Genomic DNA, 25,956 nt, shown 5'->3' on the forward strand with positions numbered 1-25,956 from the left:
CCACCACCTCGCGTATCCCCCATTTCGCGTCAACGAGACGTACGTCTTCGGACGAGAGGACGTCACTCTCCAGAAGTCGTGACTCAATCACCTATCGGACTATCTAAACACCTGGCCCTCCTCCAACGCGTATGAAGCAACTCGAGTCCGTTTCGGACACCGTCCAGCGAGCCATCGTCGCCGGGATCGTGCTCTACTTCGCGCTGTTTTTCTACGCCGAGATCGCCGACGTTTTCGCCGTTCGACGCGCCGCAAACGCCGTATTCGGATTCGTTGCCCTGGGCGTTGGTGCCGTGTTCCTCTCCAGTGCCAGGGAGACATTTTCTCCACTCGGAGGAGCTGGCATCTGTCTCGTCGTCGGCGGAATCGCGCAGCTTGTCGCGGTCGTCGTCGTCGACATCCTGATCGATTCCGTGGCATCGATCGCCGTCTTCGTCGGGATCGGGCTCTACGTCTATGCGGTCCTGACGGCCTCGTGATCGCGACCTACGTCGACGCCGAGACACCCCAGCTGATGTGGTCCCACGTCCGCTCGTAGAGGTAGTACGTCCCCGTTTTCACGACGTTCGTGACGATCCCGATGTTGAGCGCCGCGCCGACCTCCCCGACGATGGCCCACGCGACCACCGTCGTGATGAGGATCATGAAGAGCCGGTAGCAGAGCGTTTTCACGAAGGCTCGCTTCCGAGCCTGGAGTGCCGACCGTGAGACGACGTCGTCGAGCATAGTCCGTTGCTCCACTCGAAGGGTAATAATAACCACTCGTGGTATCCTCGATCCGGTTTAGTAACCATATTCAATTACTCCCTCCCTGAGTATCGTCGCGCCGAAACCAGGATCGGTCACGAACGGTCGCCCGCGAGTGTTCGACGACGGGCTGACACTCGCGGAGACCGGTGCCAGCAATTACAGTTCCTCGAGCGACCGCAACTTCTGTTCGACCGACGGTGGAGCAGCGCTCGGTCCGTCCCGGACCCGGTGGTCGGGGAAGATGATGGGAATCGGATTCTCGTCGAGCGCCGTTCGCACGAGGATGGTGTCGTCCTCGTCGTCGGGATCGAGTCCCGCCATTCGAGCAACCGTGGCGACGTCGACGTTCTCTCCGTAGGGAATCCCACGAACCTGTTCGAGCACCGATCGCTGGTCAGTCGGCACGGTCAGGGCGACCTCGAGGTCGGCGAAGTCGACCTCGGAGAGGCCCTCGAGGTACTCCGCGAAGCGATCCAGGACGGGATGATCGTCGACGACGGCGTTCTCGTCCGGCTGGTCCGGGAACGAGACCGACATCACCCGACCGCTAGCGATCCCGACCTGGACGAACCGCTCGAGGTAGGTCGACTCGAACGCGTAGATGCCTGCGTCCGCATCGGTGAGGTCGTTCATAGGTGAGTGCAGGGACGGCCGCGTCTTGAATATTCGCCCGCCGTCGCCGACGGCAACAGGTCGCTCTCGCGGACTGTCGTCGACCGAATCCCCTTTGAGCCTGACGGTCGTAGGACGGCCGATGAGAGTTGTACGGCTCGGGTCCGGGACGCCAGAACTCGCGGTCGTCGCCGCCATTCACGGCGACGAGCCCTGCGGCGTCCGCGCTGTGGAACGGCTGATCGAGGAGGAACCGTCGGTCAAACGCCCAGTAAAGCTCGTCGTCGCAAACGAGGAGGCCCTCGAGCGCGGCGTCAGGTACGTCGACGAGGACCTCAACCGGGCCTTTCCGGGTCACCCGGAAGCGGAGACACACGAGGGCCGACTCGCCTACGAACTCGGGGCGGAACTCGAGGGCTGTCTCACGTTCTCGATGCACTCCACGCAGAGCCACGCCGACCCGTTCGCCATCGTCGACGAACTGAGCGAGACGACCAGAGACCTGTGCCCGCAGCTGCCGGTAACGGCGCTCGTCGAAACCGGCCCTTTCGCTGGCGGGCGGCTGTTCAGCGGGGCCGATGCGATCGAGGTCGAGTGCGGACTGCAGGGAAGCGACGCTGCGGCCGAAAACGCCGACCGCCTCACACGGGCGTTCCTGACCGCCGTCGGGGCGCTCCCGGGCGATACGGTTCGGCGGGACCTCCCGGTCTACCAGCTCGTCGACCGAATCGACAAGACGGCCGCCGACACCTACGAGGTGTTCGTCGACAACTTCGAGCGTGTCCAGGAGGGCGCGGCGTTCGCGGCTGCCGACGGCGAGAAACAGGTCGCCACCGAATCCTTCTATCCCGTTTTGCTGTCGCCCTACGGCTACCGCAACGTCTTCGGGTACACCGCACGCAAACTCGAAACGCTGACCGCATCGACGGCCGCCGAATGAGGGCGAGCTACCCGACCGATCGGGTCGTGGACGAGTTTTCGGGACGAGTTCGCGTCGACGATGTCCGGATTAAATTAGTGAAATCAATGCCGCGGCTGAAACATTGATCTAGGGGCGCCCCCTTTCGGGGAGTACACCAATGCCACTCGAGTCGCTCCTTCCGGCCGCACCGTTCCCCAACGGGATCGATCACTACGCCCTCGGCGGCGTCCTGGTCGGCCTCGGCGTCGTTACCATCTACCTCGCGACCGCCATCGCGCCCGGCGCGAGCACCTTCCTCGAGTCGACGCTCTCGTACGGCTCGTCGCTCTCGAGACTCGACCGCTATCGCGCCTCTCGAGACTGGCGCGTCGTCTTTACCCTCGGCATCGTCTCCGGAGCGGCGCTCTACACGCTCGCGACCGGCGGCGGGGCCTGGGTGACGGCGGTCGCCCCGTGGCGACTCCTGGTCGGCGGCGTGCTCATCGGCATCGGCACCCGTCTCGGGAAGGGGTGTACCTCCGGTCACGGCGTCTGTGGCGTCGGCTCCGCCTCGAGCACCTCGTTCGTCGGCGTGCTCTCGTTCCTCCTCGTCGCGATCGTAACCGCACAACTGGCGATGGCCGCGGGGGTGTCGCCGTGAGCGCCGCCGATCCCGGCGAGGTCGTCCAGGAACACGATCAGCACCCGCTATTCTTACCCGTCGTCTTCCTCGGCGGCCTCGTCTTCGGCGTCGGCCTCGCGCTGAGCGAGATGGCGAAGCCGGAGGTCGTCCTCTCGTTCCTCCAGTTCGAGGACTTCGGCCTCCTGTTCGTCATGTTCGGCGGTGCCGCCGTTACCGGCCTCGCCTTCTTCGGCGCGTCTCGAGTCCTCGGGACGGCTCCGTTGACCGGCGCTTACTACGGCCGGCGGCTCAAATCCCTCGACAGGAACGTCGTCCTGGGCGGCGGCATCTTCGGGGTCGGCTGGGGACTCTCTGGGATCTGTCCCGGCGCCGCCTACGCCAGCCTGGGAATCGGCAACTACGCGATTCTCTGGGGTATCGCCGGCATGTTCGTCGGCGCGTACGCCCAAGCCTACTGGCGGTCGTCGCCAGCGGTTTCGGGGACCGACGCGACGACGGCCGATTGACGACCCTCGTGCTGGTGGACGCTGCATCTGCCGGCATCACCGCTACACGGCTGTCTCTCGAACGTACCGGTATGGTTCGCCTCTCGACAGTGCTCATCCTGCTCGGTATCGTGTTCGTGATCGCGCCGATCCCACCGGTTGGGATGATCCTGGCCGCGCTTTGTTTCGCGATCGGGTTGCCGCTTCGTTTCGTGTTCGACAAGTGAGGACGCCAGAGTAAGCACTCGGGGCTCGGTCATTACTATAAAAATTATAGCACACCTCGAGTCGCGTTCGCATCGTTCAAGAACGCATAAATCCCTGCTCCGGTACCGTCCACGTATGGACACCTACGACCTGATTACGCGAAACGCTGACGAGGTCGTCACCGACGAGGAGGTACGCGAACTCGCCGCCGATCCGGCCGGCAAGCGCGTCTACGTCGGTTACGAACCCTCCGGCGTCTTGCACCTGGGCCACCTGCTCACCGCGAACAAACTCATCGACCTCCAGGACGCCGGCATGGAGGTCGTCGTCCTGCTCGCGGACGTCCACGCCTACCTCAACGGGAAGGGAACGTTCGAGGAAATTCGGGACACCGCCGAACAGATGCGCGCGCAGTTCCTCGCCTACGGGCTCGACGAATCCCAGACCGAGTTCGTCTACGGCTCGAGCTACCAGCTCGAGGAAGAGTACGTGCTCGACCTCCACGAACTCGAGCTATCGACGACGCTGAATCGCGCCCAGCGGGCGATGGCCGAGTTGCAGTCGGGCGAGACGGCGAAGGTCAGCCACGTCGTCTATCCGCTGATGCAGGCGCTGGACATCGAGTACCTCGACCTCGACCTCGCCGTCGGCGGGATGGACCAGCGTAAGGTCCACATGCTGATGCGCGAGGAACTCCCCGGCCTGGGCTACGAGGCTCGTCCGTGTCTCCACACGCCCATCGTCGCCGACCTCACCACCGGCGAGGGGAAGATGTCATCGAGCCAGGGCGTTACCATCTCGATGGAGGACTCCGTTGACGACCTCGAGGAGAAAGTGAACTCGGCATTCTGTCCGCCGACCCGCGACCCGGAGGGCGACCTCGAGAACCCCGTCCTGGAACTGTTCGAGTACCACGTCTTCCCCCGGTTCGAGACGGTCGTCGTCGAGCGACCCGAGAAGTACGGCGGGGACCTCGAGTACGGGAGCTACGAGGACCTGGCGAGCGACCTCGAGTCAGGCGAACTCCACCCAGCGGACGCGAAGGGGACGCTCGCGAGCTACCTGGACGAGTTGATCGCGCCGGGTCGCGAGAAACTGCGCGAACTGCGCGAGGCCTGAGACGAGGCGTCACAGGTACCGTGACAGCCGGTGGGCGCACCTCCATCGGGTTCACGTCGCGAAACCGGCTCGTCAGTGGACGTGGAATGTTGGATTCTCCCTTTCCAAAACCCTGTGAACGACGCGTCCAAAGCTGGTCCCAGCGAACGCACCACGTAGCACCAGTTGTCACTGCCTCTCGCTCGAGCGACGATGTATACTGGTTCAGACTCTCGAGGAGCGAAAACGGTGTAAAACGGGTTCGTCGACGCGGCGCGATGGTCGCGCTCGCGACCGCCTCAGTGGGTCGCCTCCTCGAGTACGAGGGTTTCGTCCTCGAGGTAGTGCTCGAAGTGGTGGGCGTCGTCCTCGACCTCGACGAGGATCTCCCGGAGGATCTGGGCGGTCGCGTGATCCCCGAGGTTCGTCGCGAGTTCGATGCTGTCGCGCATCGACTCGATGATCTCCCCGTAGATTTCGAGGTCGTTCTCCATCATCGTGCGGATGTCGTAGACGTCCTCGCCCTCGAACTCGACGGTCGCTCGGTCCTCGAGGTTCGACGGGCCCGAAACGGGGACGCCGCCTAGCGCCTGTGCGCGCTCGGCGATCAGGTCAGCGCCTTCCTCGGCGTGCTCGTAGGCCTCCTCGAAGAAGAGGTGCAGGTCGCGGAACTCCGCGCCCTCGACGACCCAGTGGTGCTTCTTGAGCTGGTGGTACAGCACGTACGCGTTCGCGAGCTCCGTGTTCAGTGCGTCGACGACCTGTTCGGCCTTCTCCTGGTCGAGTCGCAGTGCGTTCTCCTCGACTTTGTCGGCCTGCTGACGGACGGTCTTTTGAGTGCTCATCCCACGTCCGACTACGTCGTCATTCCTCTTAAAGCCTCTCCATTAGAAAATATTTCTTCTTTAGTCAGAACCTGTTTTTACGACTTCGAGAAAATTATTACTCGAGATCAAATTTTTGGCCCCGGTTTCTTGCTCGGCACTCGAGTTTGCGAGCGACGTGCACGACCCGGAACACTATACTCGAGGACACCGATCCGCCCGTATGAACGCACCCATCCTCGTCGCCGGCGAAACGCTGGTCGACTTCCTCCCCAACCGTCCAGGACCGTTCTCGGCCGTCGACCAGTTCGAACGCCGAACAGGTGGCGCGCCAGCGAACGTCGCCGTCGCGCTCGCTCGTCTCGAACACGTCCCGGCGCTATGGACGCGCGTCGGCGACGACCCCTTCGGGCGCTACCTGGTGGACGTCCTCGGCGATCACGGCCTCCCCAACGATTTCGTCGAGGTCGACTCCGACGCACAGACGACCCTCGCGTTTGTCACCCACGACGAGTCGGGCGACCGCACGTTCTCGTTCTACCGCGACGGGACCGCCGACACACGCCTCGCACCCGGTATCGTCGACGACGACACCCTCGACTCCCTCGAGTGGGTCCACACCGGCGGCGTCACCCTCTCGAGCGGCCGCTCGCGCGAGGCGACCCTCGAGTTGCTCGAGCGCGCCCGGGAATTGGGCTGTACCACCTCATTCGATCCCAACCACCGGCCCGAACTGTGGGCCGACCAGGAGACGTTCGAACGGATCGGTCGGCGGGCGCTCGCACACACCGACGTCTGCAAGGCGACGGTCGAGGAACTCGAGGCGCTCGGCTGTGCCGGCGAGACGCCGGAAGCCGTCGCCCGCGACGCCCTCGACTGTGGCCCCCACACCGTCTTCCTCACGCGAGGGAGCGAGGGCGCGATGGTGGTGACGAACGCGACGGCACCGACGCCCGAAGCCGTCTTCGAGCATCCCGGCTTCGAGGCCGACGTCGTCGACACCACCGGCGCGGGCGACGCGTTCGTCGCCGGGCTCGTCGCCTCGCTTCGCGAGGGTCGAGGACTCCAGGAGACCCTGACCGTCGCCAGCGCGGTGGCCGCCCGTGCGACGACCGAGCCCGGGGCGATGACGGCGCTCCCGACCCGGGACGAGGTCCAGGAGTGGCTGGACGCTCGCGGTTCGAAATGACCCGGTTCGGGCAGTGTGTGTTCGCCACGGGTGATCGACGGTGAGCCACCGAGCCACGAGACGGGCGGTCGAACGCCGCCTCCTGGACGAACACGGCGCGATTCTGGACCGACTCGACGCCTGTGCCGACGCCGTGGCCGACAATTGGCCAGCCGAGTCGGTTTCCGCAAGTGGCGCTGCGGTCGATCCGCTTCAGGACGCACTCGAGGCGGCGGGGCTCCTGGAGGCGTTTCCCCCGCTCCTCGTCGACCTGGTCGAATCCGCGGGATACACCCTCCCTGCACGACCGGTTCCCGCTCCGCCGTACGTCGTCGTGACGAGCCGCGGTCCGATGCTTCGGGCGACCATCCATCCAGGACGACTCGTCGTTCGGCTCGCCGTCTTCGGTCTCGAACGCGACCGCGCGTCCAGGCCAGCGTATCACCGCCTCGAATCCGTCGACGTTTCTGTCGAACTCCGCTGAGCACCACTGCTCGTCCCCGTCGAAACCGCTCGGACCGCTACCTTTTAAACCCGTGCGTGAGAGTCACAATCTAATGCATCCGAGTGCAGCGACGTTTGTCGCACAGGCCCGAGAGGAGTACGGCTTCGATCCGGCCGTCGAGGAGTTTCCGGAGGGGACGAAGACGGCGGCGGATGCCGCCGACGCCATCGGCTGTGACGTCGCCCAGATTGCGAGTTCGCTGGCGTTCGACGCCGATGGCGACCTCGTGGTGACGGTCACGAGCGGTGCGAACCGCGTCGACGAAAGTGCACTGGCCGAATCGATCGGAATCGCTCCCGAGGCAGTCGAGATGGCCGACCCCGAGCGGATCAAGTCCCGCCTGGGCTGGTCGATCGGTGGGGTCCCCCCGTTCTGTCACGACCGACCCGTACCGACGTACCTCGACGAAACACTCCAGGAATTCGACACGGTCTGGGCGGCCGCTGGAACGCCGTCTGCGGTCTTTCCGATCGATCCAGCCGAACTCGAGGAACTGACCAACGCCAGAGTCGTTTCGGTCGTCGAGTGAACTGCCGCGGATCGTTCTCGCGTAGGTTCGTTTCGTCTATCCATCCGATAACGGCGAGTGATCGGCGGGGGAGCGACATCAGCCCGACGGCAGCGAGCCGCGGTGGGGAACCGTCCGGTGCGACCTCGAGAGAGCGATGCGCGAGAAGTCCGGTCGGAACCTGTTTTAATAATCTGCTCCCACGTTCCTGCCACGAGTTATTAACCTTGGTCAATAAGATAATAACACTTTTATCGGCGTGACCGCTGGTGGGAGATATGGAACTGACACGCCGACGTGTACTGGGTCGCGGTGCGACGGCTCTCGGTATCGGTGCGTTCGCAGGGTGTCTGAGCGAACCCGGAGACGAGACTGACGGTGACGGGCCCGATGAGGTCACCGGATACGCCGCCTTCTTCCCGCTCTGGGACTGGACCAGCGAGGTCGTGGGCGATACAGGGTCGTTCGAGGACCCTGTCGATGCCGGCCAGTTGGGTCACGGCTGGAGCCCGGAAGGCGATCTAATTCGAACCGTCGCCGAAACTGACGTCTTCGTCTACTTCGATAGTCCCGAATTCTCCTGGGCACAGGACATCGCCACACAACTCGAAGCAGAGGACGGAACCGACGTGGCGGTCATCGACGGACTCGCGGGCGTTCCCGAGGCGCAATTTCTGTCGTTTTCGGGCGATGATCACGGTCACGAAGATGACAATCACGACGAACACGAGCACGAAGACAACGAACAAGAACACGACGACCACGACGACCACGACGAACACGACGAACACGACGACCACGACGACCACGACGAACACGACGACCACGACGAACACGACGAACACGACGACCACGACGACCACGACGACCACGAGGGAGAATCGCTATCCCTCGAGACCGTCGAACTGCACACCTCCTCGGGCGAGGTAACCGCCAACTGGCACGGCGATCACTGGGACGGCGGCATTCCGTTCGTTCCAGTCGGCAAATCCATCGCACTCGAGGTTGCGCTCGAAGCCGACGGCGAGGAGCTTTCGCTCCAGGACGACGAATCCACACACCTCGAGGCCCGAGTCGCCGACGACGCGACGGCGGACGTCCTCGAGACCGACGTGGACGGCCACATCGTCGAGCTACGCGGACTCGAGGAAGGAGACACACGTCTCGTCTTCGAACTCCAACGAGAGAACGAAATCGTCTGGGACTCGAGCGCCGATTCACTCCGCGTCGAGGTCACCGCTGACGCCGGATCGGGAATGACCGCCTTCCACGACCCGCACGTCTGGCTCGATCCCGTGCTCGCCGCGGACGTCGTTCACGCTATCGCCGACGGACTCGCCGAAGTTGCGCCCGACGAAGCGGACACTTTCGAGGCCAATGCCGAGGCCTACGCCGAGCGACTCGACGAAGTCGACGAGCAGTTTCGGGCGCTCGTCGACGAGGCCGACCTCGAGGTCGCCGTGATCGCCGGTCACGACTCGTTCCGGTACCTCGAGCGCCGCTACGGCTTCGAGCTCCACTCGCCAGTCGGGGTCTCTCCCGACGAGTCGCCGAGCCCCGGCGAGATCGCCGAGACGATCGAACTCGTCGACGAACGCGGAATCGACACGATTCTCTACGATCCGTTCGAGGTTCCCGAGGGCGAGGTGCCGCCCCTCGCCGAGACCATCGTCCAGGACAGCCAGGCGACCGAGACGGCGCCGCTGACCCCGGTGGGTGGGACGCTGGCCGAGTGGAACGACCGCGACTGGGGCTGGGTCGAACAGATGACGGAACTGAACCTGCCGTCGCTTCGCGCCGCACTCAAAGCCGAGTGATGTCCCTCGACGACCGACACGAAAGTGTAAGAACTAACTCCCCTGCGGGCGGAGACTCGCCAGTGACTTCCGCGGTCGACGTCCGCGACGTTTCGTTCGCCTACGGCGACACCCCCGTCGTGAAAGACGTTTCGCTGACCATCGAATCGGGCGAGTTCCTGGGCCTCATCGGCCCCAACGGCTCCGGCAAGACGACGCTCTTGCACCTCATGCTCGGCCTCCTCGAGCCCGACAGCGGTTCGATCGACCTCTTCGGTGAATCGGTCGATCAGTTCGTCGACGGCGAGCGCATCGGCTACGTCTCCCAGCAGTCAACCGAGCAAGGCGGGTCGATGCCCGTCACGGTTCGCGAGGCGGTGACCATGGGGCGATTCGCCCACGCGGGCCACGCGCGACTGACCGACGAGGACCGCGCCATCGTCCAGGACGCCCTCGAGACGGTCGGCATCACCGACATCGCGGATCGGCGCGTCACCCAGTTATCGGGCGGACAGCGCCAGCGAGCGTTCATCGCCCGTGCGCTCGCGAGCGAGGCGGATTTGCTCGCCCTGGACGAACCCACCGTCGGCGTCGACGCCGAGTCCCGGGACGCGTTCTACCAGTTACTCGAATCGCTCAACGAGTCGGGGATTACGATCATCCTCATCGAGCACGACATCGGCGTCGTCACCGACCGCGCCTCGCGTATCGCTTGCATCAACACGGAACTGTACCACCACGGCGACACCGAGTCGTTCGTCGAGAGCGACGCGCTCGCCGAGGCCTACGGGGCGACGGGACAGATCGTCCACCACGATCACTGAGATGACCGAAGGGACAGACACCGCCAGGGCGGCCGAACCGGTCTCGAGTCACGACTCCGGCCTGCGATACGGCCTCGAGGTCGCCGGCCTCGCCCTGACGGGGCTGGTGGCCACCGTCATGATTGGCTTCGTCGTCCTCTACTGGCTCCAGGAGTATCCGCTGGCGGCCGGCGCGTACGAGCAGTTCATGATCGCCGGCCAGTGGCTCGATTACTCCCTCGGGACGAACGTCTTCAAGTGGTCGTTCATGTGGCAGTCGATGGCCACCGGCGTCCTGATCGGCATCGTCGGCCCACTCATCGGGAGTTTTCTCGTTCACCGCGAAATGGCGCTGATCGGCGAGACGCTCGCACACACGGCCTTCGCCGGCGTCGCGATCGGTTTCGCCGCGGCCTCGCTAGTCGGCTGGGCCGGCTCGCCAATGTACGCGGCGCTCGTCGTCGCGATTCTGGGCGCGCTGGGCGTCCAGTGGCTCTCCGAGCGGACGAACGCCTACGGCGACGTCCCCGTCGCGATCATGCTCACGGGCAGTTTCGCCGTCGGGACGCTCGTCGTGAGCTGGGGCCGAGGCCGGCGCGGCATCAGCATCGAGGACTACCTCTTCGGCGACCTCTCGATCGTCACGGCCTCGAGCGCCCGACTCATGGCCGTCCTCAGCGTTGCGGTCGTCGCGGTCGTCGCCGCCACGTACAAACAACTCCTGTTCATCACGTTCGACGAGCAGGCCGCTCGCGTCGCGCGACTGAACGTCACCGCGTACAACACGCTGTTGGTCGTGATGACCGCAGTCGTGGTCGTCGGCTCGATTCAGGTCCTGGGCGTCATCCTCGTCGCCGGAATGCTCGTCATCCCCGTGGCAGCCGCCTCACAGATCGCCCGCGGATTCCGGGAAACGGTGATCCTCTCGGTCCTATTCGGAGAGCTCTCGATCGCCGGCGGGTTCGGCCTGGCCATCTCGCAGCGGCTCCCTTCCGGCGGCTCGATCATCGTCGTCGCCATCGCCGTCTACCTGCTGGTGATCGCGCTCTCGAGTCGGTCGGTCGCGGCGATTTCGACCCACTAGCTCTCCGGTGAATCCCACCCACAGGGAACGGCCCCACGTTTAACTCCCTTCCCGGGGAACAGTACATTCGATGGGAAGGTTACGCGATCTATTCGCACCCGAGACCGTTGCCGTCGTCGGCGCGACCGACCGCGAGGGCGCCGTCGGACGGGCGATTCTCGAGAATCTGCAGGCGGATTTTCGGGGCGACGTGGTCCCCGTCAACCCCAACCGGGAGTCCGTGCTGGGTCTCGAGAGTTACCCGGACGTCGCGAGCGCACCGCCGGTCAATCTGTCGGTGATCGTCGTCCCGCCGTCGATCGTCCTCCAGGCGATCGAGGAGAGCGCCGAGGCGGGCGTCGAGAACGTCGTCGTCATCACCGCCGGGTTTTCCGAGACGGGTGGCGAAGGCGCCGCTCGCGAGCGCGAGGTGCGCGACCTCGCCGCGTCGTACGACCTGAATCTGGTCGGCCCCAACAGTCTGGGGATTATGAACACACAGACCGGGATGAACGCCACGTTCGGCCCCGAGAACGCCATCGAGGGCTCGGTGTCGTTCATGAGCCAATCGGGTGCGTTCATCACCGCCGTCCTGGACTGGTCGAACGAACAGGGGATCGGCTTCCGGGACGTCGTCTCGCTGGGCAACAAGTCGGTGCTCGACGAGACGGACTTCGTCCGCGAGTGGGGCGACGATCCCGAGACGGACGTCGTCATCGGCTACCTCGAGGGAATCGATCACGGCAACGAGTTCCTCGAGGTCGCCCGCGAGGTGAGCGACGACACGCCGATCGTGCTCGTGAAGTCGGGTCGGACTAGCGCAGGTGCGCAGGCCGCCTCCTCACACACGGGCGCCATCGCCGGCAGCGAGGCCGCCTACGAGACCGGCCTCGAGCAGGCGGGCGTCCTCCGCGCGCGGTCGGTCCAGGAACTCTTCGACTGGGCACGAGCGCTCTCGGGACTGCCGACGCCCGAGACCGACGGCGTCGCCGTCGTCACGAACGCCGGCGGACCTGGCGTGCTCACCACCGACGCGGTCGGCGACTCGACGCTGTCGATGGCCGGCTTTACCGACGAGACGATCGACCGACTGACCGAGACGATGCCCGATGAGGCGAACGTCTACAACCCAATCGACGTCATCGGCGACGCCGACGTCGAGCGGTTCGAGACGGCGCTCGACATCGCCCTCTCGGACCCCAACGTCGGCAGCGCCGTCGTCGTCAGCGCCCCGACGGCTGTGCTCCCGTACGACGAACTGAGCGAAGTCGTGATCGAGAAACGAAACGAGCACGAGAAACCCATCGTCACGAGCCTGATGGGTGGCAGTCGATCGCGCGACGCGGAGGCGGTCCTCCGGGAGGCCGGAATTCCCAACTACTTCGACCCCGCCCGGGCCGTCTCGGGGCTCGACGCCCTCGAGCGCTATCGCTCGATTCGCGAGGCGACGACCGACGAGCCCACCAGATTCGACGTCGACCGCGAGGGGGCCCGGGAGATCCTCGAGACCGCCCGAGACCGGTCGGACAACCGCCTCGGCGTCGAGGCAATGGACCTGCTCGAGGCCTACGGCATTCCGACGCCGACGGGCGAAATCGTCGACGATCCGGCGGACGCGCGAGCGGTCGCCGAGTCGATCGACGGCGACGTCGTCCTCAAGATCGTCAGCCCGGACATCAGCCACAAGTCCGACATAGGCGGCGTCCGCGTGGGGGTGGGGGACGACGAGGTCTACGACGCCTACGAGGACGTCGTCGCGAAGGCGCGAAACTACCAGCCCGGCGCGACGATCATCGGCGTCCAGGTCCAGGAGATGCTCGACCTCGAGTCCTCGACCGAGACCATCATTGGGATGAACCGGGACCCGCAGTTCGGTCCCCTGCTCCTGTTCGGCCTGGGCGGCATCTTCGTCGAGATCCTCGAGGACACATCGCTTCGGGTCGCGCCGATCGGCGAGAGCGAGGCCCGGGCGATGGTCGACGAGATCAAAGCGGCGCCGCTCCTGCGCGGCGCTCGAGGGCGCGATCCGGCCGACGTCGACGCCGTCGTCGAGTCGATCCAGCGACTTTCACAGCTGGTGACCGACTTCCCGGCGATCCTCGAACTCGACGTGAATCCCCTCGTCGCCGGATCCGGCGGCGTACAGGCGATCGACCTCAGACTGACCGTTGACACGGAGGAGCTATGACCGACTCAGATACGGAAACCGAAACCGAAACCGACACCACGGCGAACGCGAAGACGAACGGCACCCGACCGATCCTGGTCGCCTCCCTCGAGGAGAGCACAGGTAAGACGGCGATCACGCTCGCGCTGGCGAACCACGCCGCCGAAGCGGGCGACGACGTCGGCTACATGAAACCCAAGGGGACCCGACTCCAGAGCAACGTCGGCAAGACCCTCGACACCGATCCGATGCTCGCGCGCGAAATCCTCGGCCTGGACGCCGAGATGCACGACCTCGAGCCCGTGGTCTACTCGCCGACGTTCATCGAGCAGGCGATTCGGGGACGAGAACACCCGGAGGAACTGCGCGAGCGCGTTTCGGAGGCCTACGACGCCCTCGCGGCGGACCGCGACCGCATGTTCCTCGAGGGTGCGGGCCGACTCGAGCAAGGCGCCATCGTGGACCTGACCGACGCGGACATCGCGTCGCTGGTCGACGCGCGCGTGCTGGTGATCGCTCCCTACGAGACCCCGGGCGACGTCGACGACGTGCTGGCGGCGGCGGACGCATTCGGCGACCAGTTCGACGGCGTCCTCTTCAACGCCGTCGCCGACTCCGTCCGGGACCAGCTCGAGTCCGACATCGCGCCCTTCCTCGAGGGGCGAGGCGTACCGGTCCACGGCGTCCTGCCACGCGACCAGACGCTGGCCGGCGTCACCGTCCAGGACCTGGCCGACGAACTCGGCGGGCGCGTGCTGTCCGAGAACGGCCTCGACGAGTACGTCGAGCGCTTCTCCGTCGGGGCGATGGGTGCCGACAGCGCGCTCAGGCACTTCCGGCGGACGAAAAACGCCGCCGTCATCACGGGTGGTGACCGCGCGGACATCCACTCCGCGGCGCTCGAGGCACGGGGCGTGAAGTGTCTCATCCTGACCGGCGGCCACCGCCCGTCCGGCGCGATCCTCGGCCAGGCGGCCGAGAAGGACGTCCCCGTCCTGCTAGTCCAGTCGGACACGCTCACGACCGTCGAGCGGGCCGAGGAAATCGTCCGAAGCGGTCGGACCCGCGACCAGACGACCGTCGAGCGCATGCAGGCGCTTCTCGCCGACCACGCCGACCTCGAGTCGCTTCGCTGAGCGGCCGGTAGCGGCGCTCGAGACCTCGGGGGATGTCCCGTCGCGATTTCCACACCAATCATCCAGGACGGTTTCCACAGACTACCCTCCCAGGACGGTTTCCGGTTCTCTCCTCGTGTACGAGTGAATCGAACGCGACCGCTCTGCGTTGATCGCGTCGGTCAAAAGGTAACACTACGGCGTGTCCCTCGGGCATGGGGACCCGCCGCAATCGCCGGTTGTCAGAGGCACTCCGGCACTGATTATATTCAGAATCCAGCGATAAACCTTCACTCGTCGCCCTGCCGACCAGAAGATGGTATGTAGTATTTAATTATTTCCCTCATTTAAATAATCGTGTCGCTTCGATTGCGCTCAGCTCGAGGCTAACCCCGGACGAAGGCGGTCCCACCCGAGCCGCCGGACCGGTACGGTTAAGTGTCCAACAACTGCCTTCTCGTGTATGAGTGGACGACCGCTAGACGTCCTCGAAGCGTCACTCGGCGACCGGGTCAGCGTTCGACTCAAGAGCGGCGAGGAGTACGTCGGTGACCTCGCCGGCTACGACCAGCACATGAATCTCGTCCTCGAGGACGTCACCGTCTCACAGGAAACGGATCCGACCGACGAGCCCTCGGTCCAAGACACAACCATTATACGCGGCGATAACGTCGTTTCGATCACTCCATGACTGGCGCAGGAACCCCGAGCCAAGGAAAGAAGAACAAGACGACGCACGTCAAATGTCGGCGCTGCGGTGAGAAATCCTACCACGTCAAGAAAAGCGTCTGCTCGTCGTGTGGCTTCGGCAAGTCGGCCAAACGCCGCTCGTACGCCTGGCAGGGCAAAACCGGCGACAACTGACGGGAGACGATCTGACGACTCTTCACGTATCGACTCGGTGATCGCGCCACTTCTCGTTTGTCGATCATCGGTTGCGTTCCGCCCGTAACAGCCGTGCGCTTCACCAACAGGCCCCGAGTCACTCCTCGAGCAACCGCTTCAGCCGGTCGAGTTCGGTGAGCGCCTCCACGGGAGTCAGGTGGGCCAGGTCGAGCGCCCGGAGTTCGCTCGCGACGTCGCTCGGGTCGTCCCCACCGTCTGAACTCACGGTCGGTGCGGGAGTCGACTCGACGTCGCTCGGAGCGGCGGTGGATCCCTCCTCCGTCCCGCTACCGACCGGATCATCCTCGCAACCCTTGTCATCATCGTCAACCAGCGCACGAGCGCGCTCGACGACCGGGTCGGGAACGCCCGCCGACGTCGCCACTTCGACGCCGTACGAGCCAGCGGCAGCGCCAGGAGCGATTTCGTGGTCGAAGGTGACATCGCCGCCCTCCTGGGTCGTCTCGAAGTGACGGGTAAACGCCCCCTCGAGTTCGTCGGCCAGTTTGGTCAGGGGGTGGTGGTGGGTCGCAAAGAGCGTCAGCGCCCCGATCTCGTCGTGAAGGTGTTCGGTGATCGCACGGGCGATGGCGAGGCCGTCACTCGTCGATGTGCCTCGGCCGACTTCGTCGAGGAGGACGACGGACCGCTCGTCGGCCTCCTGGAGGATCGTCGCGAGTTCGTCCATCTCGACCATGAACGTCGAGCGCCCGCCCGCGATGTCGTCGCTGGCGCCGACCCGGGTGAAGATGCGCTCGACTGGCGTGAGCGTCGCGCCTCGAGCGGGCACGAAGCTCCCTACCTGCGCCAGTAAGACGATCTGAGCGATTTGGCGCATGTACGTCGACTTTCCGGACATGTTGGGTCCCGTGATGATCGCCAGCCGATCCTCGGCGTCGAAGCGTGCGTCGTTGGGGACGAACGATTCCTGGGTTCGTTCGACGACGGGGTGACGGCCGGCCTCGATTTCGATGCGGGGCGCAATGTCGTCATCGCCGTTGTCGCCGTTATCGCCGTCACTGCCGTCATCGCTGTCATCGCCGTTATCGCCGTCACCGCCGTCACCATCGTCATCGCCGTTGTCGCCGTCACCGCTATCATCGTCGATACCGCTCCCGCGCTCGAGCACCTCGGGCCGGCTGTAATCGCGCTCGGCGGCGACGGTCGCCAGAGAACACAGCACGTCGAGTGTCCCGAGGGCGTCGGCGAGCGTCTGGACGCGCTCGACTTCTGCACCGACGTCGCGACGAACCCGACAGAACAGGTCGTACTCGCGCTGGTCGGCCCGACTCTCCGCGCCAACGATCTCGTCCTCGCGTTCCTTCAACTCGGGCGTGACGAAGCGCTCGGAGCGCTTGAGCGTCTGGCGGCGCTGATAGTCCGCCGGGACGGCCTCGAGGTTCGGGTTCGTCACCTCGATGTAGTAGCCATGGACCGAGTTGTAGCCCACCTTGAGCGAGTCGACGCCCGTCCGCTCGCGTTCTCGGTCCTCGAGCTCGTCGATCCACTGCTTGCCGTCCCTGGCCGTTTCCCGGAGGGTATCGAGGCGGGCGTCGTAGCCGTCGGCGACGATGCCGCCTTCGGTGATCTCGTGGGGCGGATCGCTAACGATCGCCCGATCGATCAGCCGACGGACGTCCTCGAGCGGGTCGAGCGCCTCGCGGATTCGCTTCAGTCGACCGGCCTCGGCGTCCTCGAGTGCACCCCGGATCTCGGGAACCACAGCGAGCGTGTCGTGGAGCGACCGAAGGTCGCGAGCGTTGGCCCGCTCCCGAGAGATCCGTCCGATGAGGCGCTCGAGGTCGTACACGCCCGTCAGCGCGTCCTGGATCGCCTCTCGCGTGCGGGGGTCTCGGTAGAGTTCCTCGACGGCGTCGAGACGGTCGTCGATCCGCTGGGCTTCGAGCAGCGGTCGCCGGAGCCAGTCCCTGAGTTTGCGACCGCCGAGGGCGCTCGCCGTCTCGTCCAGGACGCCGACGAGGGTGGCCTCCTCGTGGCCGTGAACGCCTCGTGGTTCGAAGAGTTCGAGGCTCCGGACGGCGACGGCGTCGAGGAGCAGGTACTCGCGGGGGTCGTACCGGCGGAGTCGCGTGAGGTACTCGAGGCGTGGGCGTCCGTCGTCGCTCGTGTCGCCGTCTTCGTCTCCGTCGCCTTCCTCGCCGTCGCCGTCTTCGTTTTCGTTCTCGTTCTCGTTTTTGTCTCCCTGGCGCTCGTGTTCGGTCGATTCGCCGTCATCCGTCTCGCCGGGCCCGAGGTCGGCTTCGTCCACAACTCCCTCGACACCCCCGCGAACGTACTCAGCGTAGGCGAGCACGGCTCCGCAGGCGCGAACCTCCGCGTCGCTCGCGACGAGCGCCTCCGCTCGAGCGACGTACGTCTCGAGGAGGTCCGTGGCGCGCTCGAGGTCGAATGCCTCGGGATCGAACGGCGTGACCATACACCGCTCCGGGAGGATATCGTCGGGAGCGTACGGGCCGAGAACCGCCTCGGAGGGCACGAAGCGGCTGATCTCGTCGGCGATTCGCTCGGGGCCGCTGGCGCTGGTGGTCAGAAAGTCGCCGGTCGAGACGTCCAGGAGGGCGAGGGCGACGTCTGCGTTCGCGTTCGTGTCCCCGGTCGCGTCGCCAGCCGTGTCTCCTGAACCGTCGCCAACGGCGACCGCCGCCACGAAATTGTTGTCGTCGCTGGAGAGCAGTTCGTCCTCGGTGAGCGTTCCGGGCGTGATTACCCGCGTTACCGCCCGTTCGACGACGCCCGCCGACTCGCCCGGTTCCTCGACCTGATCGGCGATGGCGACCCGGTAGCCGGCCTCGAGCAGTTCCTCGACGTAGGTGGCGGCGTTGTCGACCGGAATTCCGGTCATCGGGTACTCACCGGTCGAGTCCTCGCGGCTGGTGAGGGTAAGTTCGAGCAACCGCGCGGTCGTCTCGGCGGCGCCGCCGAAGGTCTCGTAGAAGTCGCCGACCTGGAAGAGGACGATGGCGTCGTCGTACCGAGCACAGAGGTCGTGGTACTGGGCCATCATCGGCGTAAGTTCCGCGCGTCGCTCGGACATCGATTCGGGGGGACCAAGCGCGGAGTCCATACTCGATAGCGGCGCCCGCACGCAAAAATACCTGCTGGGTTGGCCACGGTTGTGTCGGCCAGCGGCCGCTTTCCGTCGAGAGTCAGCGAGTCCCGTCCGTCAGGCTCGTGTCCGTGCGGTCGCTCGCGTCCAGCCCCTCCACATGCGTGTCGATGCCCTCAAAGTACAGGTGGACGTGTCGCCGACAGCCCGGATTGAACGGTGCGCCACAGCGCGGACAGGTGTGCTCGCTCTCGAGGTACTCGGGGGCCGTCATAGTCGACCCACAGGCCCCGCAGTAGACCGCTGGCTCGTCGAACCGGTCGTGCGGCCACGGGGCTGCCTCGTGGTCCGCCACGGCCTCGTGACACCGGTAGCACGCGAAGAAGTCCCCACAGCAGCCAAACCGGAGGGCGACGACGTCGCGGTCGCTCCGGTAGTGGCTACAACGGGTTTCGGCGTCGAGGTCGACGCCCTGGACGGGCACGTCGCGATCGGAGTCGCTCACGTTCGAGACGTCGGGCGCCGGGAAGGAGAGTGTTGCGTCGGCGGGGGTTTCGAGGGGGTCGACAGTTGCAGGACTCGAGGCTACTGGCTGGGTTCGAGGCTACCGACAGGACACGACGGTATCGGCAGGACTCGAGGCTACTGGCCAGACGCCAAGCGTGTGAGACGACAGCTCACTCGAACGCCACCGTGTCGCCGCGACGGAACCGGTCGAGGCGCTGGTAGCCCTGGATCGCCCCGTCCGAATCGAGGGTGAGTTCGTACCGCCCCAGGATGTCCTGGGTGTCGGGCACCGCTCGCCGTTCGATCACGTCGACGACGGCCACCCAGCCCTCGTCAGTCGGCGAGATTTCGCTGATCGTATCGAGCGGATGGCCGATGATCGAATCGGCGGCGCGCTCGATTCGCCGTCGGATCGCGAGGAATCCCTCGAGCTGGTCGTCGTCCGTTTCGGCCTCGATGTCGACGTCGTCGGTGTCGACCGCGTCTGGATCAGTGGTTTCCTGTTGGTTCATCTGTGAGTCCTCGCTGGCATCGCCGGTTTCGTCGGCGTCCTCCGTAGTCGACCCCTTCGTAGCCGACTCGTCGGCGTTCTCGCTCGCCTCCTCGTCGTCGACCGTCTCGTCGTCAGGCCCGTGCTGGTGGCAGAATCCATCCTCCTGGGCGGGCCGTGAACACCGCTCTCCGGAGGACGTGATCGCCTTACACTGGTCGGCTGACGCGGATTCTGCTTCGGCCATGGGTGTTCTTCGTCGTCGAGCGAGTTAGTGGTTGGTGTGCGTCGGTTAGTGGTCGGTGAGCGTCGATTCGTCAAATGGCGTCCGCGACGCGGCCCTCGAGGGAGGCGACGTCCGCCCCGTCCTCGCGACCGGCGAACTTCGGCGCCAGGACGTCGGTGAAGACCGTCACGAGTACCTCGTCGTCGATGGCATCGTCGCCCCCGGTACCGAAGACCGCGAGCCCCTTCGCCGCCGTGATGGCGACGCGGGTCCCAACGACCACGTCGAGTTCCTCGCGAAGCGCACGCGTCGCGTCGACGACTCGCTCGACTTGGTCGTCCGGCAACTCAACGTGCGCAGCGACGATTTCGCGCTCGGTCTCGGCGTCGTAGTAGTCGACGTGGACGCCGACCATTCGGTCCAGGAGAGCGTCCTGCGGTTCGTGGACGCCCGCGTACTCGGCCGTGTTCGAGGTGAGGATCGCCCGGAACTCCGGGTGGACGTCGATCTTCCGATCGTCGCCGCGTTTCTCGGGCCGCTCGAGAACGCCTTCCTCGAAGACCGATAGCAAGACGTTGTGGGCGAGCGGGTCGCTCCTGGAGAACTCGTTGTAGACGAGCGTCGCGCCCTCGCGGGCGGCGACCGAGAGCGGGTTGTCGACCCACCGCTCGCGCACGACCTCGGTTCGCTTGTGGACGCCGCTGACGTACTGGTCGTCCTCGACGTAGCTCTCGCCACCGGCGTGTTCGCCGACGAGGGTACCCGTGTCGACCGCCTGGTCGCCGTCGATCCAGACGACCGGACGACCGCGTTCGGCCGCCGCCGAGAGCGCCAGCGCGGTCTTTCCGCAGCCGGTCGGCCCGACGACGTGGACCGGCTGGTCGGCCTCGAGCCAGCGCCCGATGCGGGTCGTCAGGTCCTCGACGGCGTCGGTCGAGACGAACGGGTCGGGTGCCGCCGACTGGGGCGAGCGAAGGACGTCGGTGCTGGCGTCTGTGGTGCCGTTAGCGCTACCGCTGGTGCCGTTTTCCTTCGCTGCCCGACGACGTTGCTTTTCGGCCTTCCGTCGCTCCTTGACGGATCGGTCGCTCCTGATCTTCCGTCCGCGAACCTTTCGTTTGCGTCCGGAGTCCGAGCCCATTCGTGGTGATCACTCGGCCGCCGATTGCGGCGACGATTCGGGACGCTGCTCGATCTCGAGTTCCTCGAGGTCCTCGAGATCGCCTTCGGAACTTGCCCGTTCTATTTTCGATATTTCCTCCGCATAGTGGAGGAACGTGTCGACCGAGGCGACGACCACGCGGGCCTCGACGGTCAGGAGTTCGATCCCGACGACCGAGACGCGCGCCCAGATGTCGATGACGACGCCCTTGTCGAGGATTCGGTCGAGTACTTCGGCGAGACTCGAGGAGTCAGGTCTGCGTTGTGGTGCTGCCATACTGTATCTACGTATACACTGGATGCGGGTTGACGACTTGGATTGCACCTGCAAGCTACCCTCGTCCTGGCCGAAACCGGGAGCTACCGGTCGGCCCACTCGAGCAACCGCGCGTAGACCGGATCGGATTCGAGTGCAGCGGAATCGCCGACTAACACGAGCGCCCGTTTGGGCCGCGTCAACGCGACATTGATCCGCCGATAGTCCTCGAAGATTGGCCCCTCGAGGTCGCCGGTCGCCGTAAACGAGATGACGATCACCTCCTCGCTCGAGCCCTGGAACCGGTCGACGGTGTCAACTGTGACGCCGTCGGGAACCGCGTTCGAGATGGTCGCGACCTGCGCCCGGAAGGGGGCGATGACACCGATCTGGTTCCGGTCGAGTCCCGCTCGTTCGTACGTCTCGATCAACTCGACGATCCGTTCGGCCTCGACGGCGTCCGTGTATTGCTCGCCGTCACCTTCGACGAGGACGAACGAGACGGGATCGCGAAGGGGATCGGGGAGGGCATCGCGGGAAACGCCCTCCAGGTCGTCGAGCGTCCGACCCGCCACCTCGGCCGTCGCCGGACGCAACGCGCCGTCGTAGAATTCCCGTGAGGCGAACGACTGGATGCGCTGGTTCATCCGGTACTGGCGGTCGAGCATCACGCCGGCGTCGGGGTGGAGGTCGACGAGGCGTTCGAACAGCGAGGTCGAGAGGTCGTTCTCCGCGCGCACGACCGGCGGGAGTTGCTCGTGATCCCCGACTAGGACGAAACGGTCGGCGAGTTCGATGGCGGCGTAGGTGCCCGGTTCGGTGAGCTGGGCCGCCTCGTCGACCAGCGCCACGTCGAACGACTGCTCGGCCATGATCCGGGAACCGCACGAGGCCGTCGTCGCCGCGACTACTCGTGCGCTCTGGAGTTCTTCGAGCCGTTTCTCGGGGTGGCCCGACCGCTCGAGGCGGTAGCGCTGCATGTCCTCGCGGACTCCGCTCTCGCTGCCGACCCGGACCACGGTGTCGGAATCGATTCCGGCCTCGCCGAACGCCTCGAGCACGGCCTCGAGCGCGTTGTCCACGGCGCGGTTGGTAAAGGCAGACAGGAGGACGCGCTCGCCGCGCTCGACCATCTTGGTAATCGCGCGAGCGATGGTGTAGGTCTTCCCCGTCCCCGGCGGGCCGTGAATCAGCGCACAGTCCCGGGCGCCGACGGCCTTTCGCACCGCCTCGTCCTGGGCCGCGTTGTTGTCGACGAACGTCTCCTCGAGGTCGTCGAATTCGGGTTCCACTCGCCCGAAGAGGACGTCCTTTCGCCGCTGATCGCCCTTCAGCAAGGCGTCGTGCAGCGCCGTCAGCAGTCGGTCTGTCGTGAGTTCGGAGGGGTAGATGTCCAGCCGAGTCACCGCGACGGGTTCGTCGGCGGTCAGGACGACCTCCTCGTCCAGCCGTTCGATGCGGGCGAGTTCGGCCTCCCCCCGAACGGGATGACCGTCGCTCGCGAGCACCAGGTCGCCCTCGCGGATCTTCGAGGTCGCCGGGGAGCGCTGGCGTGCGCGCAATTCCCAGCGTCCGCCCTCGAGTTCGCGCATGCCTTCGAACTCGAGGTCGATGATGGCCCGGTCGTCGTCGGCGCGCTCCTCGGCGGTCTGTTCCCAGAGTTTGGCGTACTCCCGGTGGACCTCGCGGCGCTCCTCCTCGATAGCGCGATAGAAACGATCGAAGTGCTCGAGTTCCTCGTCGGGGAGCGCCTGGCCGATCGAACCCGCCTTCGACTCCTGGTCCAGGCGCCCGGAGACGACCATGCAGGTGTCGCGCTCGAAGCAGTACTCACACTTCGCGTCCGCTTCCTTTCCGGTCGGGATCGACCCCGACATCTCCATCGCCGCGATTTCGTTTCGCAGGCGGACGACGTACTTCAGCAGCCCTTGCCCCATCGAGAAGTCTTTCGCGGGCGTGAGGTCGCCGGTCTCCTCGTCGCGCTCGAGTGCGGAGTTCTTGGTGTAGAGCAGGGTTCCGGTATCGACGGGGTCGCCGTGTTCCTCGAGGAGGAGGGCGTAGCAGGCCGCCTGCACCTTGTCCTTGAACCGGGGTTCCTTCCGAAGATTCTTTCCGGTCTTGAGTTCGACGGGAGCCCCACGTCGGATGGCGTCGGCCCGCCCGCGGATGCCGAAGGTCTCGCTGATGAGCAACTGCTCGGAGCGCCACTCGCTCTGCTCGGGCGCGAACGCTCGCGCCGAGTTGTCGGCAGCGGCCGCCCCGTCTTCGGCAGCCGCCTCGTCCTCGGTGGCAGCGGCCGCCCCGTCCTCGGTGGCAGTACCCGTCCCGTCTTCGGTGGCAGCGGCCACCCCATCGCCACCCGTAAGCCGACCCTGCTCGAGCCATCCCTCGATGGCTGCGGCGTTCTTCCGAACGTCCTCCTCGACCGTTTCGGGCGACTCGCCGAGTAGGCCCAGTTCGAGGCCGCGGTCGTCGATCCGTTCGTCGATCGCGGCGTCCAGGTCACGACCCCGGAGTAGGTCGCCGAACACCTCGTGGACGATGGTCCCCTTGACCACGGGGTAGTTGAGCGGAACGCCCGAGAGTTTGTTCAGGTAGTACAGGCGAGGGCACTCGACCCAGTTCCGAATGGCCGTGACGTTCACGAGAAAGCTCGGTTCGACGACGACGTAGGATTCCCCCGTCGTCGAGTACTGCGTCTCGCCCTGGTACTCGCCCTCTTCAGCGTTCGTGACCAGCAGTTCCATCCCTGGCTCGAGACGCTCGGCGGATTCGGTCCACTTGCCCCAGCAGGTGACTGTGACTGTGGTCGAAGTGTCGATTGCCGCATCCCCACCGGCCGCTATACCCGTGTCGGCTACTGCCTCCGGACCCATCGCCTCACCCTCGAGCGACTCGACGCGAACGGGTACCTCCGCGAGCTCGCTCTCGCCGTAACTCGTCGGCACCGTTCGGATCGACACCTCACCGGCGACAGTTCCGCGTACGTTCACGGCTATTCTGACGGACCCGGGAGGGAAAAACGCTATCGGTCGCTGTCGCGTCGCCCCACGATCGTTTCTGTGCCGGAAACACCGTATTACCGGAGTAGTTGGCCACAGAAGGCCGTAACGGTAGAACGGGCTTTTGTCGATCCTCGCCAACCGACGAGACCGTGAGACAGTCGAACCGACGAGCGCCCACCCCGCTCGAGATCATGGCCGATCGCCACGCCGAATCGACCGGGAGTCACCGAACCATGGAGCGTGACCCGCGCGACGAGTCGACCCAGATCGCGAACGAAGAGCGACGGAAACAGACACCGATTCTCAGCGCGATCATCGCCGGACTGGGGCTCTGGGTCGCGCTCTCGGGACTCCTCCTCGACGCGGGAGCGACGTCGACCGCGGTCACGAACAACTTTCTCGTCGGCCTCGTCATCGCACTCGCCGCCGGGTACAACTACTATCGCGTCCGAAACGACGTCCCGCTGAGCCCGGTCGTTGCCTCCCTGGTCGCCGTCCTCGGACTCTGGCTGATCGTCGCGGCCCCCGCCCTCGGAATAGTCGGCGCGCTGTTCTGGAGTACGTTCGCCGCCGGCCTCCTCGTCGTCGGTCTCTCGGGCTGGACCGTCTACACGGCTCGAGAAGCACGATCCGTGACGGGGGAAGCCCGATCGCGGTTCTGAGTTCGGGTCACGGTTCGAGGGGAGTCCGTTCGATCCACGTTACGGCTCGAGGGGGACTCCTTCGAGTTCGAGTTCGAGTTCGAGTCGCCGCCGTCGATGGGTCGCCTCGAGAAAGCCGGCGGCGACGGCAGCGAACGCGCCCATGACGATTGCGAAGCCGATCACGGGGAGGAGCGGTCCGTCGGTGAGTACCCCGATCGCGAGTTGGGCGAGCGCGAGGACCACCGGTGTGACGACGACGAGCGCGGTTTCGACGGGCGCGGTTCGAAACAGTTCCGTCAACGGGAATGTGTCGGTAGCGGGCATACGAAATCCGTTCTTACCGGACACCAGAACGGGGGTTTCGTAGCTCTTGTGGTTCTCGAGCGAGCCCGAAACCGATCACGAGACGGCGGTTCAATCCCGCGTTTGTCTGGAAACGTCACCTTACGCGGCGGACGGGGCGCGGGTCGTCCCGACCGATACGTATTTTCTTCCCGGCGCGTATCGTCGAGTATGCGGATCCGTGACTGGCAGGATGTGCTCCAGGACGTCGTCGAACGGGACGTCGACCCCGAGGGCTGGCGCGCGGTCGCCGGCGACCGGGCCCGCGGGGTCGGCGAGGACATGTACCTCGCCCACCCTCGTGTCGGGCTGTTCGTCCTGAAGACGTACGCGAAAAACCCTTACGAGGTCAGGGGCATCGGTAGCCGGGTCGCTCGTCACCTGGACGACGAGATTGGCTCCTTTCTCCCCGACGAGGAGACGCCCAGCCGGTTCGCCGTTCAGTCTCCGCCGGAGAACGAGGACCACGCCCAATCGGTCGCCAAACGCCTCGAGACCGTCGTCCAGACGCACGCCGACGCGCCGACGCGGCCCCAGGACTTCTTCGACGACGTGATGGGCGCCCTCGAGAGCCCCGCGTTCGGGCCGATGGCGTACGACCAGTACGACCGTCCCGACGAACTCGAGGGGCTGTCCGACGAGTTCGAAGACGCCGAGAAGTTGCTGGATTCCGAACTCGAGGACCTGATCGAAGAGGACGCGGTCGATCGCGGGTTCATGTAGCGAGC

The 25,956-nt window shown here is 65.6% G+C and carries 28 protein-coding genes; 18 read left to right on the plus strand and 10 right to left on the minus strand.

Annotation, left to right across the window (positions count from 1 at the left end):
- The first annotated feature begins 131 nt into the window (after positions 1-131).
- On the plus strand, positions 132-479 hold the full coding sequence (locus NGM15_RS07755) for a hypothetical protein (protein ID WP_253437460.1): 348 nt from the start codon (positions 132-134) through the stop codon (positions 477-479).
- Between the two features lie 7 nt (positions 480-486).
- Here NGM15_RS07755 and NGM15_RS07760 read toward each other — a convergent pair whose 3' ends face one another.
- Both NGM15_RS07760 and NGM15_RS07765 read right to left on the minus strand, forming a co-directional pair.
- Positions 487-726: a DUF2061 domain-containing protein gene (locus NGM15_RS07760; RefSeq protein WP_253437463.1), complete on the minus strand. Its 240-nt coding sequence runs from the start codon at positions 724-726 to the stop codon at positions 487-489.
- 180 nt (positions 727-906) lie between these two features.
- Positions 907-1,383: an MGMT family protein gene (locus NGM15_RS07765; RefSeq protein WP_253437467.1), complete on the minus strand. Its 477-nt coding sequence runs from the start codon at positions 1,381-1,383 to the stop codon at positions 907-909.
- Between the two features lie 121 nt (positions 1,384-1,504).
- Between NGM15_RS07765 and NGM15_RS07770 the strand changes: the two genes are divergently transcribed.
- From NGM15_RS07770 to NGM15_RS07790, 5 genes are all read left to right on the plus strand, one after another.
- Positions 1,505-2,302, plus strand: coding sequence for a M14 family metallopeptidase (locus tag NGM15_RS07770; RefSeq protein ID WP_253437470.1), 798 nt, complete (start codon positions 1,505-1,507; stop codon positions 2,300-2,302).
- 139 nt (positions 2,303-2,441) lie between these two features.
- A complete protein-coding gene (locus NGM15_RS07775) occupies positions 2,442-2,924 on the plus strand; it encodes a YeeE/YedE family protein (RefSeq protein WP_253437473.1) in 483 nt (160 codons plus the stop codon).
- Positions 2,921-3,412 (plus strand): DUF6691 family protein, encoded by a 492-nt coding sequence (locus tag NGM15_RS07780; RefSeq protein WP_253437476.1) that lies wholly within the window; start codon positions 2,921-2,923, stop codon positions 3,410-3,412. Before NGM15_RS07775 ends, NGM15_RS07780 begins: the two co-directional genes overlap by 4 nt.
- On the plus strand, positions 3,409-3,618 hold the full coding sequence (locus tag NGM15_RS07785) for a hypothetical protein (protein ID WP_253437479.1): 210 nt from the start codon (positions 3,409-3,411) through the stop codon (positions 3,616-3,618). Before NGM15_RS07780 ends, NGM15_RS07785 begins: the two co-directional genes overlap by 4 nt.
- 115 nt (positions 3,619-3,733) lie before the next feature.
- Positions 3,734-4,717 carry a tyrosine--tRNA ligase gene (locus tag NGM15_RS07790; RefSeq protein ID WP_253437481.1) on the plus strand — a complete coding sequence of 328 codons (984 nt, stop codon included), beginning with the start codon at positions 3,734-3,736 and terminating at the stop codon, positions 4,715-4,717.
- Between the two features lie 278 nt (positions 4,718-4,995).
- Here NGM15_RS07790 and dpsA read toward each other — a convergent pair whose 3' ends face one another.
- Positions 4,996-5,541: a DNA starvation/stationary phase protection protein DpsA gene (gene dpsA / locus NGM15_RS07795; protein ID WP_253437484.1), complete on the minus strand. Its 546-nt coding sequence runs from the start codon at positions 5,539-5,541 to the stop codon at positions 4,996-4,998.
- Positions 5,542-5,743: 202 nt separating this feature from the next.
- Between dpsA and NGM15_RS07800 the strand changes: the two genes are divergently transcribed.
- The 10 genes from NGM15_RS07800 (at position 5,744) to NGM15_RS07845 (ending at position 15,509) form a co-directional block, all read left to right on the plus strand.
- The gene (locus tag NGM15_RS07800) at positions 5,744-6,709 is read left to right on the plus strand and encodes a carbohydrate kinase family protein (RefSeq protein ID WP_253437487.1); all 966 of its coding nucleotides are present in this window, start codon (positions 5,744-5,746) and stop codon (positions 6,707-6,709) included.
- Between the two features lie 40 nt (positions 6,710-6,749).
- Positions 6,750-7,172, plus strand: coding sequence for a DUF7988 family protein (locus NGM15_RS07805; RefSeq protein ID WP_253437490.1), 423 nt, complete (start codon positions 6,750-6,752; stop codon positions 7,170-7,172).
- Between the two features lie 73 nt (positions 7,173-7,245).
- Entirely contained in the window at positions 7,246-7,722 is a 477-nt protein-coding gene (locus NGM15_RS07810; protein ID WP_253437493.1) for a YbaK/EbsC family protein, read from the plus strand.
- Between the two features lie 257 nt (positions 7,723-7,979).
- The gene (locus NGM15_RS07815) at positions 7,980-9,518 is read left to right on the plus strand and encodes a metal ABC transporter substrate-binding protein (protein WP_253437495.1); all 1,539 of its coding nucleotides are present in this window, start codon (positions 7,980-7,982) and stop codon (positions 9,516-9,518) included.
- 62 nt (positions 9,519-9,580) lie between these two features.
- Positions 9,581-10,321, plus strand: coding sequence for a metal ABC transporter ATP-binding protein (locus NGM15_RS07820; protein WP_253437498.1), 741 nt, complete (start codon positions 9,581-9,583; stop codon positions 10,319-10,321).
- Between the two features lies 1 nt (position 10,322).
- Positions 10,323-11,384: a metal ABC transporter permease gene (locus tag NGM15_RS07825; protein WP_253437501.1), complete on the plus strand. Its 1,062-nt coding sequence runs from the start codon at positions 10,323-10,325 to the stop codon at positions 11,382-11,384.
- A 70-nt stretch (positions 11,385-11,454) separates the two neighbouring features.
- Positions 11,455-13,551 (plus strand): acetate--CoA ligase family protein, encoded by a 2,097-nt coding sequence (locus tag NGM15_RS07830; RefSeq protein ID WP_253437504.1) that lies wholly within the window; start codon positions 11,455-11,457, stop codon positions 13,549-13,551.
- Positions 13,548-14,666, plus strand: coding sequence for a phosphotransacetylase family protein (locus tag NGM15_RS07835; RefSeq protein WP_253437507.1), 1,119 nt, complete (start codon positions 13,548-13,550; stop codon positions 14,664-14,666). Before NGM15_RS07830 ends, NGM15_RS07835 begins: the two co-directional genes overlap by 4 nt.
- 442 nt (positions 14,667-15,108) lie before the next feature.
- Positions 15,109-15,336, plus strand: coding sequence for an LSM domain-containing protein (locus NGM15_RS07840; RefSeq protein ID WP_253437509.1), 228 nt, complete (start codon positions 15,109-15,111; stop codon positions 15,334-15,336).
- The gene (locus NGM15_RS07845; RefSeq protein ID WP_253437512.1) at positions 15,333-15,509 is read left to right on the plus strand and encodes a 50S ribosomal protein L37e; all 177 of its coding nucleotides are present in this window, start codon (positions 15,333-15,335) and stop codon (positions 15,507-15,509) included. Before NGM15_RS07840 ends, NGM15_RS07845 begins: the two co-directional genes overlap by 4 nt.
- A gap of 118 nt (positions 15,510-15,627) precedes the next feature.
- Here the strand turns inward: NGM15_RS07845 and mutS are convergent, their stop codons facing one another.
- From mutS to NGM15_RS07875, 6 genes are all read right to left on the minus strand, one after another.
- A complete protein-coding gene (gene mutS, locus NGM15_RS07850; RefSeq protein WP_253437515.1) occupies positions 15,628-18,615 on the minus strand; it encodes a DNA mismatch repair protein MutS in 2,988 nt (995 codons plus the stop codon).
- Positions 18,616-18,697: 82 nt separating this feature from the next.
- Positions 18,698-19,102 carry a CHY zinc finger protein gene (locus NGM15_RS07855; RefSeq protein WP_425494476.1) on the minus strand — a complete coding sequence of 135 codons (405 nt, stop codon included), beginning with the start codon at positions 19,100-19,102 and terminating at the stop codon, positions 18,698-18,700.
- A gap of 172 nt (positions 19,103-19,274) precedes the next feature.
- Positions 19,275-19,841 (minus strand): gas vesicle protein GvpO, halophile-type, encoded by a 567-nt coding sequence (gene gvpO, locus NGM15_RS18785; RefSeq protein ID WP_305882006.1) that lies wholly within the window; start codon positions 19,839-19,841, stop codon positions 19,275-19,277.
- 70 nt (positions 19,842-19,911) lie between these two features.
- On the minus strand, positions 19,912-20,961 hold the full coding sequence (gvpN, locus tag NGM15_RS07865) for a gas vesicle protein GvpN (protein ID WP_253437518.1): 1,050 nt from the start codon (positions 20,959-20,961) through the stop codon (positions 19,912-19,914).
- A 9-nt stretch (positions 20,962-20,970) separates the two neighbouring features.
- Entirely contained in the window at positions 20,971-21,258 is a 288-nt protein-coding gene (gvpA, locus tag NGM15_RS07870; RefSeq protein ID WP_253437521.1) for a gas vesicle protein GvpA, read from the minus strand.
- Between the two features lie 83 nt (positions 21,259-21,341).
- The gene (locus NGM15_RS07875; protein WP_253437524.1) at positions 21,342-24,230 is read right to left on the minus strand and encodes an AAA domain-containing protein; all 2,889 of its coding nucleotides are present in this window, start codon (positions 24,228-24,230) and stop codon (positions 21,342-21,344) included.
- Between the two features lie 161 nt (positions 24,231-24,391).
- Between NGM15_RS07875 and NGM15_RS07880 the strand changes: the two genes are divergently transcribed.
- Complete coding sequence (locus NGM15_RS07880; protein ID WP_311136460.1) at positions 24,392-24,904, plus strand: SPW repeat domain-containing protein; 513 nt, start codon at positions 24,392-24,394, stop codon at positions 24,902-24,904.
- 39 nt (positions 24,905-24,943) lie between these two features.
- On the opposite strand, the gene NGM15_RS07885 is transcribed toward NGM15_RS07880, so the two are convergent.
- Positions 24,944-25,210 (minus strand): hypothetical protein, encoded by a 267-nt coding sequence (locus tag NGM15_RS07885; protein WP_253437527.1) that lies wholly within the window; start codon positions 25,208-25,210, stop codon positions 24,944-24,946.
- 189 nt (positions 25,211-25,399) lie between these two features.
- Between NGM15_RS07885 and NGM15_RS07890 the strand changes: the two genes are divergently transcribed.
- Positions 25,400-25,951 carry a hypothetical protein gene (locus tag NGM15_RS07890; RefSeq protein WP_253437530.1) on the plus strand — a complete coding sequence of 184 codons (552 nt, stop codon included), beginning with the start codon at positions 25,400-25,402 and terminating at the stop codon, positions 25,949-25,951.
- Positions 25,952-25,956: the final 5 nt, after the last annotated feature.

The sequence above is a fragment of the Natronosalvus halobius genome, assembly GCF_024138145.1.
Taxonomy (GTDB): Archaea; Halobacteriota; Halobacteria; order Halobacteriales; family Natrialbaceae; genus Natronosalvus; species Natronosalvus halobius.